Below are 14465 nucleotides of genomic sequence, written 5' to 3'. Positions count from 1 at the left end.
GTGTCCGCGGCCGGGAGCCGCCACACACCCCGCAGAGCTCCCGGCATGTCGTCAAGGCTTCCCGAGCGGCGGCCGCGTGACGCCGGGCAAGGGTGGCGGCTGTGACCGGCGCTTTGGCAGCAGATCCTCAGCCCGGCAGTTGCCTGAGGCGCGCGAGGTCGTCGTGTACGGACTCCTGTTCCTCCGGGGTGAGGTGGACTGCGGTGGCCGCGGCGAGCGCGGACGTCGCGGTGTCCTTCTCGCCGAGGCGAGCGGCGACGTCCGCACGCAGCACGAGAAGACGGAGCAGCTGCACAGGCGTGGGGCGCTCGTCCTGAAGGCGCAGTGCCCGGTCGATGATCTTCGCGGCGCCCGCCGGGTCTTCCTTGGAGTCCGCGAGGAGGGATGCGTGGTGCAGTGCCCGGGCGAAGGTCTCCTGGGGGGCGGGCCGGTGGTGCTGGTCGTCGCTCGTCTGCTGCCCGATGCGGATGCAGTTGCCGCCCGGATCGGTCATGAGGAACTGCCGCACGCCGTGTGACGTGTTCTTCAGCGGCCCGATTCGTGGCAGCCCGCGGTTCGGCACTCTCCCGTACGCCGCCTTCAGTCTGGCCCGAAAGATCTCATGCAGCCCGTCGACGTCATCGGTCTGGACGATGCACGTACTGAACGACTCGGCCGGCTCGTACTGCTTCATCCCGAAGAAGTGGAGCTGTACGCCGCCGAGCTGGACGGCCGCGTACGGATTGGGGCTCTTCTGCTGGAAGGTCACCTCGAACCCAAGGGTCGTGTAGAAGTCGAGAACGGGCTGGATGGTCTGGCACGGCAGGATCGGAATGGTCTTCTCACCCATGCCGCCACTCTAGTCAAAGTTGAATAGAAAGCCACGGGACATGTCGGCGATCCGCGGGGAGACCCGCCGCTGACGAATCGTCACCGGGTCTCCCGCGGTGGCCCTCGTCGATCCAGACCTGTGCGGCGCAGTGGCCGAAGGTCTCGGCCTGCCCGCCCCGAAGCCACCGTGCCCCCCCGCAGGCGGCGAACCCAGCCCCGCCCTGTCCCAGATCGGGCGCCCCGGAGCCACAGGGCCCCGACCCGCGTGTCCTGCTCCTGCTGAACGAGGCGTACCGGCACGGCAAGGCGGTCGGTGGCTGGAACGGATCCGGGCCGGTGCTCGAAGCCGCCGGCATCGGTGCCGGAGAACCCGGCGTCGCCCTCGGGGACGAAGGGCCGGCCGTCGCCGGTACCGTCACCGAGGCCCTCGGCAGGCACCGCGCCTGGGACAGGTTCCCTCCGGCCATCTGACCCGGATCACGGCCCACGGAACACGGCTCACGGCCCAGGCCCCAGGCTCCTGAGTCGTCGCCCACGCGTCAGGAGATGAGCGAGCGGCCCGTGGGCGCCAGCCGCAGTCTTCGGGGCGCCGCCGTCTGTTCCCGCTCGATGGCCGGCAGGAGCTCGCCCCGCGCCAGCGGATGAGCCCGTACGTCGGTGAGGTGTCGACGGTGCGCTGTCTCGTCGGGGTACGAGGTGAGGATCGCGACGACGTTCTCGCCGGAGCGGACCGGCAGCCTGGGGAAATCATTGTGCGCGTGTTCGGTGATCAGCAGGGCGAGCGGCGCAGGGCCCGTCTCCAGGAGCACGGGAAGGAGCCCGTCCCGGATCAGCGCGATGCCGTCCTGCCGTCCGGGAGGGAAGGACCACAGGGTGGCGTCCACGAACCGGTCCGGCGCGGGAGCCCCGTCCGCGGGGCGCCCGGAGGGGGAGCAGGTGAATCCGCTCCCGGTCGGCAGAGGGCGCAGCAGGAGGACGTCGTCGGAGTCGATCATCGTGTCGTTCGCCCGGGGACCGTGCCTGGCCCAGACGTCGCCGCCGTAGAAGTCCGTGAGCCCGCGATGGCGGGCCGTCATGTCCCGGAATCCGCGCAGCCAGACGAAGCGGTCCGGGTCGTCGAGGTCCCGGAACTGGCCGAGCACGATCATCCCCAGCTCTTCCTGGGGCTCGATGAACTCCCGGTCGAAGAGCGCCACGAGCTCGTCTCGCCGCCCCGGACGCAGCGTGTACTGGCGAAGCTCGATCACGGCAGGCAGACCGGTCAGGTCGGTCGGTGGCACAGCTGGACTCCTGTTCGGTACTTCTTCGGATACGCCCTCGCGGTTCGCGCGGCGCGAGCCGGACGCGGACCGACGGTAGGGGAGTCATCTGACAGGGGCTGTCAGGGTTTCCGAGGAGAATGCATCCATGTCTGCCAGTCGCCTGCTGTCGGTGCTGTTGTTGCTCCAATCCTCCGGCCGCCTGTCCGCCCAGACGATCGCCGATGAGCTGGGGGTATCGGTGCGGACGGCGTACCGTGACCTGACGCGCCTGCAGGCTGCCGGAGTTCCGGTCTACGCGGAACCGGGCCGCGGCGGCGGCTACCGACTCCTCGACGGCTACCGCACCCGGCTGACCGGGATGAGCGAGGGCGAGGCACGGGCACTGTTCTTCGCAGGGCTGCCGGGGCCCGCCGCCGACCTGGGCCTCGCCGGCGAGGTGACGGCCGCCCGGCTGAAACTGCTGGCCGCGCTACCCGCAGGACTGCGTGAAGAGGCGGCGCGGACCGCGGCGGTCTTCCACCTGGACGCCCCCGGCTGGTACCGGGAACCCGAACGGACACCGCACCTCCCCCTCCTCGTCGACGCGGTGCTCACCCGGCGCGCGGTGGACGTGCGCTACCGCCGCTGGCGCGCCCCGCAGGAGGTGAGTCGCCGCCTCCGCCCCTACGGACTGGTCCTCAAATCCGGCACCTGGTACCTCGTGGCCGCCACGGAGACGGGCGTCGCGACGTACCGCGCCACCCAAGTCCTCGACGCGGTGGTGAGCGAGGAGGTGTTCGACCGGCCCGGCGACTTCGACCTGGGCACGTACTGGACCTCCTACCTCGATGACTTCCGGACGCGCCGCTACACCGGCACGGCCACCATCCGCCTGTCTCCGCAAGGACGCCGACGCCTGCCCGACAACGTCCCACCGGAAGTGGTGCGGGCCGTCGACTCCACCGCGACCGCGGCCGGCGCCGACGGTTGGGTCGAGGCGGTCATCCCGACCGAGAGCACCCGACACGCCTGCGGCGAGCTGCTGCGGCTCGGCGTCGACGTCGAGGTCATCGCACCGGCGGAACTCCGCCTGGCCATGGCCGAGACCATCGGGGTCCTCGCCCGGGCCTACGAAGTCCACTGACCGCCGGCCGATGAGACCTCCTGCCACGCCCCCTCTGAGCGGTATCACCGCCCCGGCACGGGTGGCCACGGCAGTGACCCGTCTCGTGCAGGGGCCCGACTGCTCCGTCAGGCTCCTTCCTCCAGTACGGCGCTGATCAACTGCCGCTGGTTCGCGGTGAGGTGCGGCTCGTGCAGTTCCATGACCTTCCCGTCGACCTGCACGACGTACCGGTAGCCGTCGGCCACCGGCTGCCGATCGGCCGGCCAGTCCTCGCCGAGCGCCCGCTCGGCCAGCAGCTCAAGGTCGGCCCGGTCGGGCCGGCACTCCGTGTCGACCGCGGCCTGCCGTTCCCGACCCGCGAGCCCACCCGTACGCGTCACGGTGATCAGCATGCTGAACGTCCTCTTCGGTGCCGCGGATCCACCACCCGGTCGTACGAGAGCGGCGGCAGCGGCGCGGCTGTGCAGGACACCTACGCGCCTGCCCCGCCATCCCCACCCCGGACACACCGTCCGCTCCACCGCGCGAAGACGACCGAAAACGTGCACCCGCGAGGAGTTCCGGTGTCATTCGGGTGAGCGGTCATCGCCTCGAATGCACGGATGACGGGAGGGCAGAAGCGCGGTGTGATGACCGAGCTCAAGGTTCATCGGACGCGGTTGCGGCACACGAGGGAGGCGTTCAGCGCCGTGGCGAAGCCGCACCAGGCGGCGTACGGGAGCAGGGCCGCCGCGGCCGCCCGGTCGGCGCGGGCGGTGCGCCGGATCAGGTCCACGTTGCCGATGTCCAGCGCAAGGGTGCCGGCGAGGCCCGCGCCCGGGCTGCGGGCCCGGAAGAACAGCCAGGTCCAGCCCGCGTTCAGGACCAGGTTGACGGCCAGGCTGCCGGCCAGGGCAGCGCGGCTGCCGGGTGCCGCCGCGTTCCACGCGCGCCCGCCCGCCCACGCGATCCCCGCGTACAAAGGGGTCCAGACCGCGCCGAACGCCCACTCGGGCGGCTGCCACACCGGCTTGCGCAACTGCCGGTACCAGGAGCTGTCGGGGTCGACGGCGACGGAGCCCGCTCCGGCGGTCGCCGCCACGGCGAGGGCGGACACGGCGTAGGCCCGCCAGGCCCCTGCCGGGCGCGCCCCGCACGGGTGGCCGGCACCGCCCGGCCGCGCTCGCCCGAGAAGTCGCACGCCCGGCGTCTGCCCTGTCCCGCGCGGTCCACACCGGCCGGCGGACCCGGGCACGTGCGGCCCGGGCAGGTGCGGCCCGGACCCAGACCGGCCGCCGCCCCGCCGACAGCAGCTCCTGACAGGTCACTCCTCGTTGAGCCAGCCACATACGAAGTACTGCTGGTCCGCGTTCCGCTCGATGATCCATTGGTTGAGGACGTCGCCCGCGGGTTCCCCGGTCTCAGGGTGACGCCGGGTGATCTTCGCTTCCACGCTGAGCTCGTCCCTCCCCGGAGGGATCTCGTAGGGCTGGAGCTCCCAGCGGTCCACGAAGTAGCCGTTGAGGGCGAATCCGAGCAGGCCCGAGCGCAGCCGGGGGCAGGTGCCCCGGCGCAGCGAGGTCATGTCGTGGTCGGCCAGGCCGTTCATGTAGAGCGCGAAGATACGCTCGACGGCCTGACGGTCGAGTGGGGTGTGCGTGGCCCCACGCGTGGAGGAGGGGGCCGCCGTGGGGGTGGTCCGTGTGGGACCGGGGACGGACGGGGTGGTGGCGGTGGGCGCGACGGAGGAGGGAGGCGGGGACGGAGACGGGGAGTGGTGCGTGGGTGCCGTCGAGCCCGTCGCGCGGCTGCGACCGGCGTCGTCGTCGCGGGATCCGGCTTCCGGTAACCACCCGGGCATGGCGACCAGGGAGGCGACGACGACCGCCGCCAGGCCGCCCAGGAGGTACCCCCGCCGCCGGGCAGGGCGGGCGAACCCGGTCGGCAGTGGGATCAGCCGTCCCGCCCCGGGGCCGCGGCCCTTCGCCACCCCCAGGCGCAGCGTGGACGCCGAGGCCGGCGCGGGGTCCGGCGAGAAGGGCTCCGCTGTGGCCGCCGGTCCGGCGAGCAGGTCGTACGCCTCCTCGGCGGTGAGGCGCTGCGCCGGGTCCTTGCGAAGGAGGCCCATCAGCACGGGGGCGAGCTCCCCGGCGCGGACGGCGGCGGCGGGCTCCTCGGTGGCGATGGCGACGAAGACGGCCCAGGAACCCGAGCTGTCGAACGGAGGCCGGCCCTCCACGGCGGTGAACAACGTCGCGCCCAGCGACCACAAGTCGGATTCGGCAGTCGCCGGAAGACCACGCACCTGCTCGGGGGACATGTAGACCGGGGTACCCATGAGGGCCCCCGACCGGGTCAGACCAGGCTCGCCCTGCACGGCGGCGATCCCGAAGTCGGTCAGCACCACCCGGTCGCCTTCCAGCAGCACGTTGGCGGGCTTGACGTCCCGGTGGGTGACGCCCGTGGCGTGCACGGCGCTCAGCGCGTCGAGGACCTGTCGGCCGATCCTGGCCACCCGGGCCGGCGGAAGCGGGCCCTCCTCCTTGATCAGATCATCCAGGGAGCGGCCGCGGACGAGTTCCATCACGATCCACGGGCGGCCGTCGTCGCCGGCTATCCGGTCGTGGACGGTGATCACCCCCGGGTGTTTCAGCCGGGCGGCCGCGCGCGCCTCGCGGTCCAGGCGGCCGATCCAGGCTTCCCGCCGGGACGCGTCGAGGTCGTCGGGGAGCCGGAGCTCCTTGAGAGCGACCTCCCGGTCGAGCCGCTCGTCGTGGGCCCGCCAGACGGTCCCCATACCGCCCTGGCCGAGCAGTTCGGCCAGCCGGTACCGGCCGGCCAGCAGTCGTCCGCGATCGTGAGTCACGACCGGGAACCTAACCCAACCCGCCTGGCCGCGAGAACGGCCCCCACCTGCCGACCGTGGCCTGGCGCGGTCGAAGGTCCACACGGCCCGGTCGCCCGGCCTGACGACGAGGGTCGAGCGTCCGATGCGCTCCTCGTGGCGGCGCGGAACCGGACGGTTGAGGGAGTGTTCCACGGCATCGGAGGTTTCCCGGTCGAGCGCCCCGCAGGTGCGCTTCCCGGGCGCAGAACACGGGCCGTACGCTCCCCGCCCCGATCACCGCACCGACCCTGCCGTCGGGCACGACGCCACCGGGCGGCCCACAACTGCCCAGCGGGTGCGGCACGTCACAGCATCCGTACGCCGCATGGCATCAGCCGCTCCTGCCCTCCACGCATGCTCCTGGAGTCCCCCATGCATCACACTCCCGGCCTGCGGAGCAGCAGGAGGGCCATGTCGTCGATGTGGGCGGTGGCCTCCTCGGCGTGCCTGATGATGCCGTCGGCCAGGCCGTCCAGGGTCGCCGCATCCGCGTGCGCGAAGTACCGGAGCAGATCGGCGGTCGAGTCCCCGATGTCGACGCCGGGGATTTCGACGAGCCCGTCGGTGTAGAGGGCGAGGACGGTGCCGGGCGGCAGCGCGACCTCGGTGGTGGGGTACCCGGCGTCGGCGTCGATGCCGAGGAGCAGGCCCGGCGGCACGTCGAGCACCTCGGCATGTCCGTCCCGGCTGCGCAGCAGCGGCGGGGGATGGCCTGCGCTGGCCAGACGGAGCAGCCCCTCGGACAGGTCGAGTTCGGCGATCAGGCAACTGGTGAAGAGTCCGGGGTCGAGCTCGGTCAGCAGTCGGTTGGTGCGGCTGAGGATGGCCCCGGGGGAGGCGCCGGCGATGGCGTGTGCGTGTACGGCCGTGCGGACCTGCCCCATCAGGGCGGCCGCACTGGTGTTGTGTCCCTGCACGTCACCGATGACTGCGACGGCGGTGCTGGCTGTACCGGCGGTGCCGGCACCGGCACCGGCACCGGGGTGGATGAGGTCGTAGAAGTCACCGCCGATGTCCATGCCCTGGCCGGCGGCCAGGTAGCGGGCGGCCACGGCGAGACCGGGCACCGGCGGAAGGGCGTGCGGCAGCAGCCCGGCCTGCAGCGTGTGCGCAAGGGCGTGTGTGGCGTCGTAGAGCAGGGCCCGGTCCAAGGCCTGGGCGATCAGCCCGGCCAGCGAGCTCAGAAGCGCGCGTTCGGCGGGCGGGAAGGGACGCGGCCGGTCGTAGGAGAGGACGAGCGAGCCCACCGAACGGCCGGAGGCGGTCAGCGGCAGGAACGCCCACGCCTGGCGTCCGGTGAACCGGGGGGCGGTGGCGTGCGCGCGGCGGAAGTGGTCGTACGTGCGGAAGAACACGGGTGTGCCGGTGGCCAGCACCTGGGCGTTGGTGACGTCGGAGGTCACCGGGGTGCCGTCGAAACGGTCGAGGAACTCCCGTTCGTAGCCCCGGTGTTCGACGATGTGCAGCCGGCCCTCGTCCAGGGTCATCAGGACCAGGCCCTGGGGGCCGAACGCCGGCACGATCTGGTCGGCGACCAGCCTGGCCACGTCGCGCACGCCGACGGCCTCGGCGAGGGCGGCCGCCAGGTGCGTCAGCTGGTACAGGGCCATGGCGCCGAAGGGCTCCGGCGCCTGCGGACCGTACGGCCCGGTGGCGTCGGCCGGCGCCGTCCCCGTGGTGGCCGGCATGCCTACGGCGACCTCCTCGGGGCTGATCTGGACGCTGATCCCGCTCGCGTCCGGGTGGAGCCGGAACGACAGCCGGATGCCGGGCGGCCGCACGGCGGTGAATGCGGTCGGCCGGCCGGAGACCACCGCGGCGCGGTAGCGGTCCTCGGCGAGCGGATCGCGCAGCCACTGCAGCACCTCCCACGGTTGCTCGCCCAGCAGCCGGGCCGGCTCGGCACCGACCAGGGCCGCGCCGGCGGTGTTGATGAAGGTGATACGGCCGTCCAGGTCCAGGGAGCAGCAGCCCAGCGGCAGCCGCTCGGCGCACTCGAGGGCGGCGGCTGCCAGGGCCGGGTCGGTCTCCGTACGGGCAGGCGGGCGGACGGCCCGCGGTTCACCGCCATCGCGCAGTGGCCGCCCGCCGTCGGCCGCCCGCTGCAGGAGCCGGGCCGCCAGGTGGCAGAAGCCGTCGAGCGCCTCGTGTTCGGATGCGCCGAGCTCCGGCGGGTGCGGGACCGGCCACAGTACGACGATGGCGCCCCACACGGCGGCCGGAGCGGTGATGGGCGCGGCGGCCAGCACGAAGTCGTACGGCAACACGATCCCCAGGCGCGGGTACCGGCGGGCGACCTCCTCCTGACCGCCGCCCAGCCAGACCAGCCTCCCGTCCGCGACAGCGTCCGCCACCGGGAGCGGCGCGTCCGCCGGGACGCGGTACCAGGGGGCGGCGATCTGCCGGGAGGCGCCCGCCAGCAGGAGCAGCTGGAGGACCCCTTCCTCCGGCACCAGCAGGTACACCAGGCCGACGGAAGCCCCGCTGTCCCGCATCACCCGGGCGAGGGCCGAGTCGAGCCGTTCCTCGACGGAAGCGTCGTCCGGAGGCCCGTCGACCGGTGGCCGCATGCCGCTCACCGTCCCGCGCGACGTCCCGCACCGCCGCACGGGCGTCCCAGGTCCGCCGGCCGTGGCCGCGGGACCCCGCACGGGCCCCCGCGGACGTCGCTCATACCCGGACCATACTCCCGCCGTGCCGGGATGGCGCCCGGTCCCGCCGTACCGCCCCGGTCCAGCCCTGCCGTAGGTCCTTGGACAGGGGCCCCGCCGGGGAGTCAGCGTGCATCGGCCTCGGTGGTGAGCGCCTTCAGGGTGGTGTCCAGCCAGTCCAGCTCGGTGCGGCTGGTGGCGCGGGCGATGGTCAGCAGGCCCTGGCGGAAGGGGTCGGTGAACTCCTCGGCGCCGAGCGGGCGGTCCCCCTCGTAGAAGAAGGAGCTCGGCTCCTTGAGGAAGGCCAGGCGGCGACGGAGGACCGCGGCCTGCTGCCCGGGGTCCTCCAGGTGGCGCAGGAAGGCCAGGGCGACGAACCAGTGGTTCTCGTCGCTGATCCCGATGCCGTCGGCATCCCGCAGGCGGTGGCGCAGTTCGTTCCGGCCCGCTTCCGTCAAGGTGAGGACGTGCCGGGGCGCGGCACGGGTGCCGGGCTCGGTCTGCCGGCTCAGCAGTCCGGCCTTCTCCAGTCGCTTGATGGCCGGATAGAGCGTGCCGTCCGCGATCGGCCGGACATGGCCGGTCAGATGCGCGACGCGCCTCTTCAGCTCGTAGCCGTGCAGCGGCTGCTCGTACAGAAAGCCAAGGATCGCCAGTTCCAACACCCTGCCATGATGCCTCACTCTCGCTATACATCGGTGCCGATGTATAGTCTCGCCGAGGCTTTCGAAGTAGCCGAGTGATCGAGTGATCGAGGAGGAGTCATGCGCGACGCCCAGGTGACGCCCGGAGGGGCGCGGATCCGCTGGGTGGAGATGCCCGGACACCCCGGGCGCACCACCCGGGTCTACCTGCACGGGCTCGGCGCCTCCGCCGCGCCGTACTTCGCGGCTTCCGCCGCCCATCCCGCCCTGGCCGGCCACCGCTCACTGCTGGTGGACCTGCTGGGCTTCGGCATCAGCGACCGCCCCACCGACTTCGGCTATTCCATGGAGGAGCACGCCGACACCGTGGCAACGGCCCTGGAGGCCGCCGGGGTCCGGGCGGCGGATGTCATCGGGCACAGCATGGGCGGCGGGGTGGCCATCGTGCTGGCCGCCCGGCACCCCCACCTGGTGGACCGGCTCGTCCTGGTCGACGCCACCCTCGACCCGGTGCCCCTGGGGGAGATCCGCCCCGGATCGAGCGGCATCACCGCCCACACCGAAGAGGAGTTCCTCGCCGGCGGATGGCGCCGGGTCCGCGAGAACGTCGGGCCGCACTGGTGGTCCACCATGCGTCTGGCCGGACGTGAGGCGCTGTACCGCAGCGCGGTGCACCGGGCCCTCGGCACCGAGCCCGCCATGCGCGACGTGCTGGCGGCCCTGCCGATCCCGCGGACGTGCCTGCAGCCCGAGGCCGACGGGCCGCTCCCCGGGGCGGAGGAACTCCTGGAAGCGGGGGTCGAGGTGGTATCGATACCGGACTGCGGGCACAACATCATGCTGGACAACCCGGAGGCATTCGCCCGGGCCGCGGCCCGCGCCCTGCAACGGTCGTGACTCGGGCGGAGCTGTCGCCCGCGGTTCGGGGAAGCCGTCCAGGGCGGCCGGCGGTCCACATCGATGCCGGTGATTTCCAACCAACTCATGTGAAGTGATGGGAAGTTGAGTCACCCATCAGTAACATCCGACCGGCCAGTAGCACTCCGCCCGAGAAGCCGAGTCGAAAGGCTCCCGCATGCGCCGGACCTCCCGCGTCGCCCCTGTCGCCCTCGCCGTGGCAGCCCTGCTGCTCGGCGCCCTCCCCGTGCAGGCACAGGACCGTCCCCACCGCACCCCCGACCGTGTCACGGTCGGTGACCGCACGTTCATCGCCGACGGACAAGGCCGCGCGCTGCAGTGGCGCGGCTTCAACCTCGCCGACAAACGCAGCCGAGGTGCCGACGCGTTCGCCGACATCCACGAGAGCGACCTCAGGGACATGGCGGCGCGGGGCTTCAACCTTGCACGCCTGGCGTTCTTCTGGGACGACCTCGAACCCACCCGCGGCCACTACGACCGCGGTTACCTCGCCAAGATGCGTCGCATCCTCGACTGGGCCGACCGCTATCACATCAAGGTCATCCTCGATGCCCACCAGGACGTGTACGGCCCGCACTTCGGCTCCCGCGGCATACCCGCCTGGGCCACCCGGGACGAGGGGCTGCCGTTCTGGCCGATACCGGAGGACTGGTTCTCCGAATACTTCGAGCCGTCCGTGCAGGCCGCCTTCGACCACCTGTACAAGGACGCCGATCTCCGCGCCGCGCACGCCCGTATGTGGACGACGGTCGCTTCCGCCCTGGGCGGGCACCCGGCGCTGCTCGGCTACGACCTGATGAACGAGCCGTTCGCGAGGTTCCTCGAAGGCGAAGACCTGCCCGCCGCCGCGGCCCGCTTCGAGGCCGGGGAGCTCACCGAGATGTGGAACCGCCTGGCCCGGGCGGTCCGCCTGGTCGACCGCACCTCGTGGGTGTTCGTCGAGCCGACCGTCATCGTCGGTCTCGGCGTCCCGACCCGGATGGGCCGCGTCGACGACCCGCACGCCGGCTACGCGCCGCACTTCTACGAGACCGCCATGGAAACCGGCGGCGACTACGACCCCGACGGCACCTTCATCCCCGCCTACGAGGCCGCGATCAGCGACTACCCGACCCGTCACCGCATGCCGGTGATCGTCGGGGAATGGGGCGGCAACCCCTACGTTCCGCACGCGAGCCGGTTCGTCACCGACATGACGGCCTCCATGGACCGCTTCTCAAGCGGCTGGACCTGGTGGCAGTGGTGCCGGGGCGGCGGCTACTGCTTCCTCGATCAGGCGGGCGCGGCGAAGCCCAACGCCCGGCTCCTCGTGCAGCCCTACGCGCAGGCCGTCGCCGGCGACCCGCTCAGCTTCGCCTACGACCCCGCCACACGTACGTACACCCTCACCTTCCGCACCCGTGACAACGCCGAGGGGCCCACCCGGATCACCGTGCCCGAGGACACGTACCCGAACGGCTACCGCGTCGATGTCCAGGGCGGAAAGGCCAGTTGGGACGATCACGGCCACGGCCGGACCGTCACCGTGAACACCCGCGGCAGGACCGGAGCCACGTACACGGTCACGATCCGCCCGAGGTGACGCCGGGGCCGGAAGCCGGCAACGTGCATGCCTTCAGCGCGTCACCGGCAGGGCGATCCCGTGGGCGTTGGCGGTCGCGCCCGGGCGCAGGGTCCACGGCACGGGGGAGGTGTCGGTGAGCCAACCGTCCGCCAGCAGTCCGCTCACGATGAGGGACTTCAGGCTTCGGCGGCCCTTCCAGCCCAGGCCGGCGCACAGCTGGGTGTAGGACGGGCCGTGTCCGTGCTCCGCGCGGAACGCGATCGTGAAACGGGCGGCCTCCTCCCCGTGTTCGGGATGCTTCTCCTTCCACGCGTCGTAGGCGTCGCGCGCGCGGCGCGGCGGCGGGAGGTGGACCTGCTCCTCCATGAAGGCGGACGTCACCCGCTCGAAGGGGAGGCTGCACACGGCACAGCTTTCGACTGCCCCGGCATGCTTCCGCAGACCCGGTCGCGCCGTGGCCAACCACTGCGTCCAGTCGGCCGGGCTGATCCCGGGCGGGTCGGCGCGGGGTGGCGTAGGCGGGGGGAGCGCAAAGGGGTCGGCGGGGTCGTAGACCCTGCCGGCGAGGTGCCGCACTCCGTCGCCGAGGCGGTACTCCTCGCCGGAGAGCTCCGCGAGGAAGCCCTTCTCCAGCAACTCCGGCAGCCCGGCGCGGCACGATTCGGGGAGTTCGCCGGGCAGCGTCCCGCGGAGCTCGGACGTGCTGTGGGCAGCGAGGAACAGCGCGGCGAGCCGTCCGGCCTGGCCGGCCTTCTTGAGCGGCTTGGCGGCCAACGTGCGGGTGGACCAGCCCGATACCCGGGAACGCACCTGCTTGCCGAGGGGCAGCGGGTGGTCCGTCCCGGCGGCCAGAGCCGGCACCGTCACTCCGACCGGGACCTCGGGAGGTCCGTCGAGCAGCTCGTCGGGAATCCGCCACCCCAGGCCGCGCAGCGCCTCGACCGCCCCGGCCGGGTCGGCTTGTCTGAGCGACCGCAGATCCTGGCCCGTGATGTTCCCGTTGCCGCCCCGGGCGGAGCGGATGACCACCATCACCGCGAGCAGCTGGGCGTCCGGGGAGGACAGCGGCAGCGCGGCCACGTACGCCAGGAGCAGGCGTGCCGCACGGCCCTGCGGCATCGTCAGCAGGAACGGCAACTCAGGGACAGCGGGGGCGGCATGGGTCAGCACATCCCCTACAACGCTCGCCGGCGCCTTCGGTCACGGGCCGACGGCGCCGGCGCCGTCGGCCTTGGACACGGAGGGAGGCGAGGACCAGGTCGCGGAGTTCGTCGGGAGCCTGGGGTGGAGCCCGGCCGCGAGGCGAGCCCTCGTCAGGTCGGCTCGGCTAGGACTTGTCCGGCCGATCAGTACGGAGCCAGATGACGAGGGTTGCGGCAGTCGCGGTCCCGAGGAAGACGTAGCCGCGCTTGATGCCCCTATGGATGTCAAGCAGCCAGGACGTGGGTTGTGGTGTGCGTGATGAGTCGGTGGATCTCGCGTGCGACGTAGCGTTTGAGGCAGCGGAGTGCTTCGCGTCGGGTCTTGCCTTCGGAGACGCGCCTGTCGAGGTAGCCGCGGGTGCGGGTGTCCCATCGGAGGCGGGCCAGCACGATGGTGTAGAGGGCGGAGTTGGCCTGGCGGTTTCCGCCGCGGTTGAGGCGTCGTCGCTGGGTTTTCCCGGAGGAGGCCTCGACTGGGCTGACGCCGCAGAGGGCTGCGAACGAGGCCTCGCTGCGGAGTCGTTCCGGGTTGCCGCCTGCTGCGATCAGGAGGGTCGCGGCAGTGTCGGGGCCGACGCCGTAGCAGGCCAAGAGCTGCGGGTTGTGCCGCGTGATGACCTCTGTGATCCGCGTGGTGAGGTCCTCGATCTCTTCGGAAAGGTGCTGGATCCGCCGGGCCAGGAGCCGGAGCGTGTGGGCCGCTGCCCCGGCCGCTCCGACTGCCGGGCCGTCCAGGCCGGCGCAGGCGCGTATCAGTTTGGGGTTGCTCAGACCGGCCATGGACTGGCGGAGGTCGGGGTCGGTGGCCACGAGGACGGCCTTGAGCTGGTTGATTGCCTGAGCCCGGGACTTGGTCGCGGAGGCCTTGGCCATCTTGAACGGCCTGAGCATCTCCACGGGCCCGTCGCCGGCCTTCGCGGTCGCGGTGGCCCGGCCGGTGGTCACGGCACGGGCTGCGGCCTCGGCGTCGATGATGTCGCTCTTACCGCGGCGCCGACGGGTGGCCTTGTCGGGCTGGTTCACCTCGAAGACGGTGATGCCCTGACGGAGGAGATACCGGCTCAGTGCGGCGCCGTATGAGCCCGTGCACTCCACCCCGGCTCGGTCGAGGCGGCCGAGTGCCCGGGCCCAATGCAGTAAATGCTCGTAGCCCTCGGCGGTCGTCGGAAAGCTCCGGCTCTCGATGAAGGCGCCGGCGGCCGTGACCACGGCGGCCACATGGATGTCCTTGTGGGTATCGACACCCAGCACGATCTCGGAGGTCTCCTGGTCCAGCGGGGCGGACTGGGTCATCCTGGTCACGGTCACCTGTCTCCTACAGCCATGGGAAGTGGGGCGGCCATCGCTGGATCGGTCAGGGCGGTCAGGACTGTGACGGTGCCTCTCGCGAAGGCCCCTATCGGGACACGCCTGCCGGTCCAGCGGCAGCGAGTACCGCTCCGG

At 72.2% G+C, this 14465-nt stretch carries 13 protein-coding genes; 4 read left to right on the top strand and 9 right to left on the bottom strand.

Annotated elements, in window-relative coordinates; translation table 11 throughout:
• Positions 1 to 127 precede the first annotated feature (127 nt).
• Entirely contained in the window at positions 128 to 829 is a 702-nt protein-coding gene (locus tag AB0O36_RS32815) for a VOC family protein (RefSeq protein WP_365116590.1), read from the bottom strand.
• Positions 830 to 852: 23 nt separating this feature from the next.
• Here AB0O36_RS32815 and AB0O36_RS32810 point away from each other — a divergent pair, with 23 nt between their 5' ends.
• Positions 853 to 1281 (top strand): hypothetical protein, encoded by a 429-nt coding sequence (locus AB0O36_RS32810; RefSeq protein ID WP_365116670.1) that lies wholly within the window; start codon positions 853 to 855, stop codon positions 1279 to 1281.
• A gap of 68 nt (positions 1282 to 1349) precedes the next feature.
• Here AB0O36_RS32810 and AB0O36_RS32805 read toward each other — a convergent pair whose 3' ends face one another.
• Positions 1350 to 2090: an NIPSNAP family protein gene (locus tag AB0O36_RS32805; protein WP_365116587.1), complete on the bottom strand. Its 741-nt coding sequence runs from the start codon at positions 2088 to 2090 to the stop codon at positions 1350 to 1352.
• Positions 2091 to 2217: 127 nt separating this feature from the next.
• Between AB0O36_RS32805 and AB0O36_RS32800 the strand changes: the two genes are divergently transcribed.
• On the top strand, positions 2218 to 3195 hold the full coding sequence (locus tag AB0O36_RS32800; RefSeq protein ID WP_365116585.1) for a WYL domain-containing protein: 978 nt from the start codon (positions 2218 to 2220) through the stop codon (positions 3193 to 3195).
• A 107-nt stretch (positions 3196 to 3302) separates the two neighbouring features.
• Here AB0O36_RS32800 and AB0O36_RS32795 read toward each other — a convergent pair whose 3' ends face one another.
• The 5 genes from AB0O36_RS32795 to AB0O36_RS32775 form a co-directional block, all read right to left on the bottom strand.
• The gene (locus AB0O36_RS32795; protein ID WP_365116582.1) at positions 3303 to 3569 is read right to left on the bottom strand and encodes a protealysin inhibitor emfourin; all 267 of its coding nucleotides are present in this window, start codon (positions 3567 to 3569) and stop codon (positions 3303 to 3305) included.
• A 254-nt stretch (positions 3570 to 3823) separates the two neighbouring features.
• The gene (locus AB0O36_RS32790; protein ID WP_365116579.1) at positions 3824 to 4273 is read right to left on the bottom strand and encodes a TspO/MBR family protein; all 450 of its coding nucleotides are present in this window, start codon (positions 4271 to 4273) and stop codon (positions 3824 to 3826) included.
• A 207-nt stretch (positions 4274 to 4480) separates the two neighbouring features.
• On the bottom strand, positions 4481 to 6022 hold the full coding sequence (locus AB0O36_RS32785) for a protein kinase (protein ID WP_365116578.1): 1542 nt from the start codon (positions 6020 to 6022) through the stop codon (positions 4481 to 4483).
• A 398-nt stretch (positions 6023 to 6420) separates the two neighbouring features.
• Complete coding sequence (locus AB0O36_RS32780) at positions 6421 to 8613, bottom strand: SpoIIE family protein phosphatase (protein ID WP_365116575.1); 2193 nt, start codon at positions 8611 to 8613, stop codon at positions 6421 to 6423.
• Between the two features lie 206 nt (positions 8614 to 8819).
• A complete protein-coding gene (locus AB0O36_RS32775; protein ID WP_365116572.1) occupies positions 8820 to 9359 on the bottom strand; it encodes a PadR family transcriptional regulator in 540 nt (179 codons plus the stop codon).
• A 99-nt stretch (positions 9360 to 9458) separates the two neighbouring features.
• Here AB0O36_RS32775 and AB0O36_RS32770 point away from each other — a divergent pair, with 99 nt between their 5' ends.
• Together AB0O36_RS32770 and AB0O36_RS32765 are read left to right on the top strand one after the other, a co-directional pair.
• Positions 9459 to 10235 (top strand): alpha/beta hydrolase, encoded by a 777-nt coding sequence (locus tag AB0O36_RS32770; protein WP_365116569.1) that lies wholly within the window; start codon positions 9459 to 9461, stop codon positions 10233 to 10235.
• 178 nt (positions 10236 to 10413) lie between these two features.
• A complete protein-coding gene (locus AB0O36_RS32765) occupies positions 10414 to 11838 on the top strand; it encodes a cellulase family glycosylhydrolase (RefSeq protein WP_365116566.1) in 1425 nt (474 codons plus the stop codon).
• A 33-nt stretch (positions 11839 to 11871) separates the two neighbouring features.
• On the opposite strand, the gene AB0O36_RS32760 is transcribed toward AB0O36_RS32765, so the two are convergent.
• Positions 11872 to 12939 (bottom strand): hypothetical protein, encoded by a 1068-nt coding sequence (locus tag AB0O36_RS32760; RefSeq protein ID WP_365116564.1) that lies wholly within the window; start codon positions 12937 to 12939, stop codon positions 11872 to 11874.
• Between the two features lie 308 nt (positions 12940 to 13247).
• Complete coding sequence (locus AB0O36_RS32755; RefSeq protein WP_365116668.1) at positions 13248 to 14315, bottom strand: IS110 family transposase; 1068 nt, start codon at positions 14313 to 14315, stop codon at positions 13248 to 13250.
• Between the last annotated feature and the right edge of the window lie 150 nt (positions 14316 to 14465).

The sequence above is a fragment of the Streptomyces sp. NPDC089799 genome (assembly GCF_040684755.1).
In the GTDB taxonomy this organism is placed as follows: Bacteria; Actinomycetota; Actinomycetes; order Streptomycetales; family Streptomycetaceae; genus Streptomyces.
Note: the sequence above shows the minus strand (reverse complement) of the source record. Positions and strands in the feature narration are given on the sequence as shown.

Excerpts from the sequence above, each read along its gene's own strand:
- AB0O36_RS32755 (WP_365116668.1), bottom strand. The coding sequence starts at position 14,315 with ATGACCCAGTCCGCCCCGCTGGACCAGGAGACCTCCGAGATCGTGCTG.
- AB0O36_RS32795 (WP_365116582.1), bottom strand. The coding sequence starts at position 3,569 with ATGCTGATCACCGTGACGCGTACGGGTGGGCTCGCGGGTCGGGAACGG.
- AB0O36_RS32760 (WP_365116564.1), bottom strand. The coding sequence starts at position 12,939 with ATGCCGCAGGGCCGTGCGGCACGCCTGCTCCTGGCGTACGTGGCCGCG.
- AB0O36_RS32815 (WP_365116590.1), bottom strand. The coding sequence starts at position 829 with ATGGGTGAGAAGACCATTCCGATCCTGCCGTGCCAGACCATCCAGCCC.
- AB0O36_RS32780 (WP_365116575.1), bottom strand. The coding sequence starts at position 8,613 with ATGCGGCCACCGGTCGACGGGCCTCCGGACGACGCTTCCGTCGAGGAA.
- AB0O36_RS32800 (WP_365116585.1), top strand. The coding sequence starts at position 2,218 with ATGTCTGCCAGTCGCCTGCTGTCGGTGCTGTTGTTGCTCCAATCCTCC.
- AB0O36_RS32770 (WP_365116569.1), top strand. The coding sequence starts at position 9,459 with ATGCGCGACGCCCAGGTGACGCCCGGAGGGGCGCGGATCCGCTGGGTG.
- AB0O36_RS32765 (WP_365116566.1), top strand. The coding sequence starts at position 10,414 with ATGCGCCGGACCTCCCGCGTCGCCCCTGTCGCCCTCGCCGTGGCAGCC.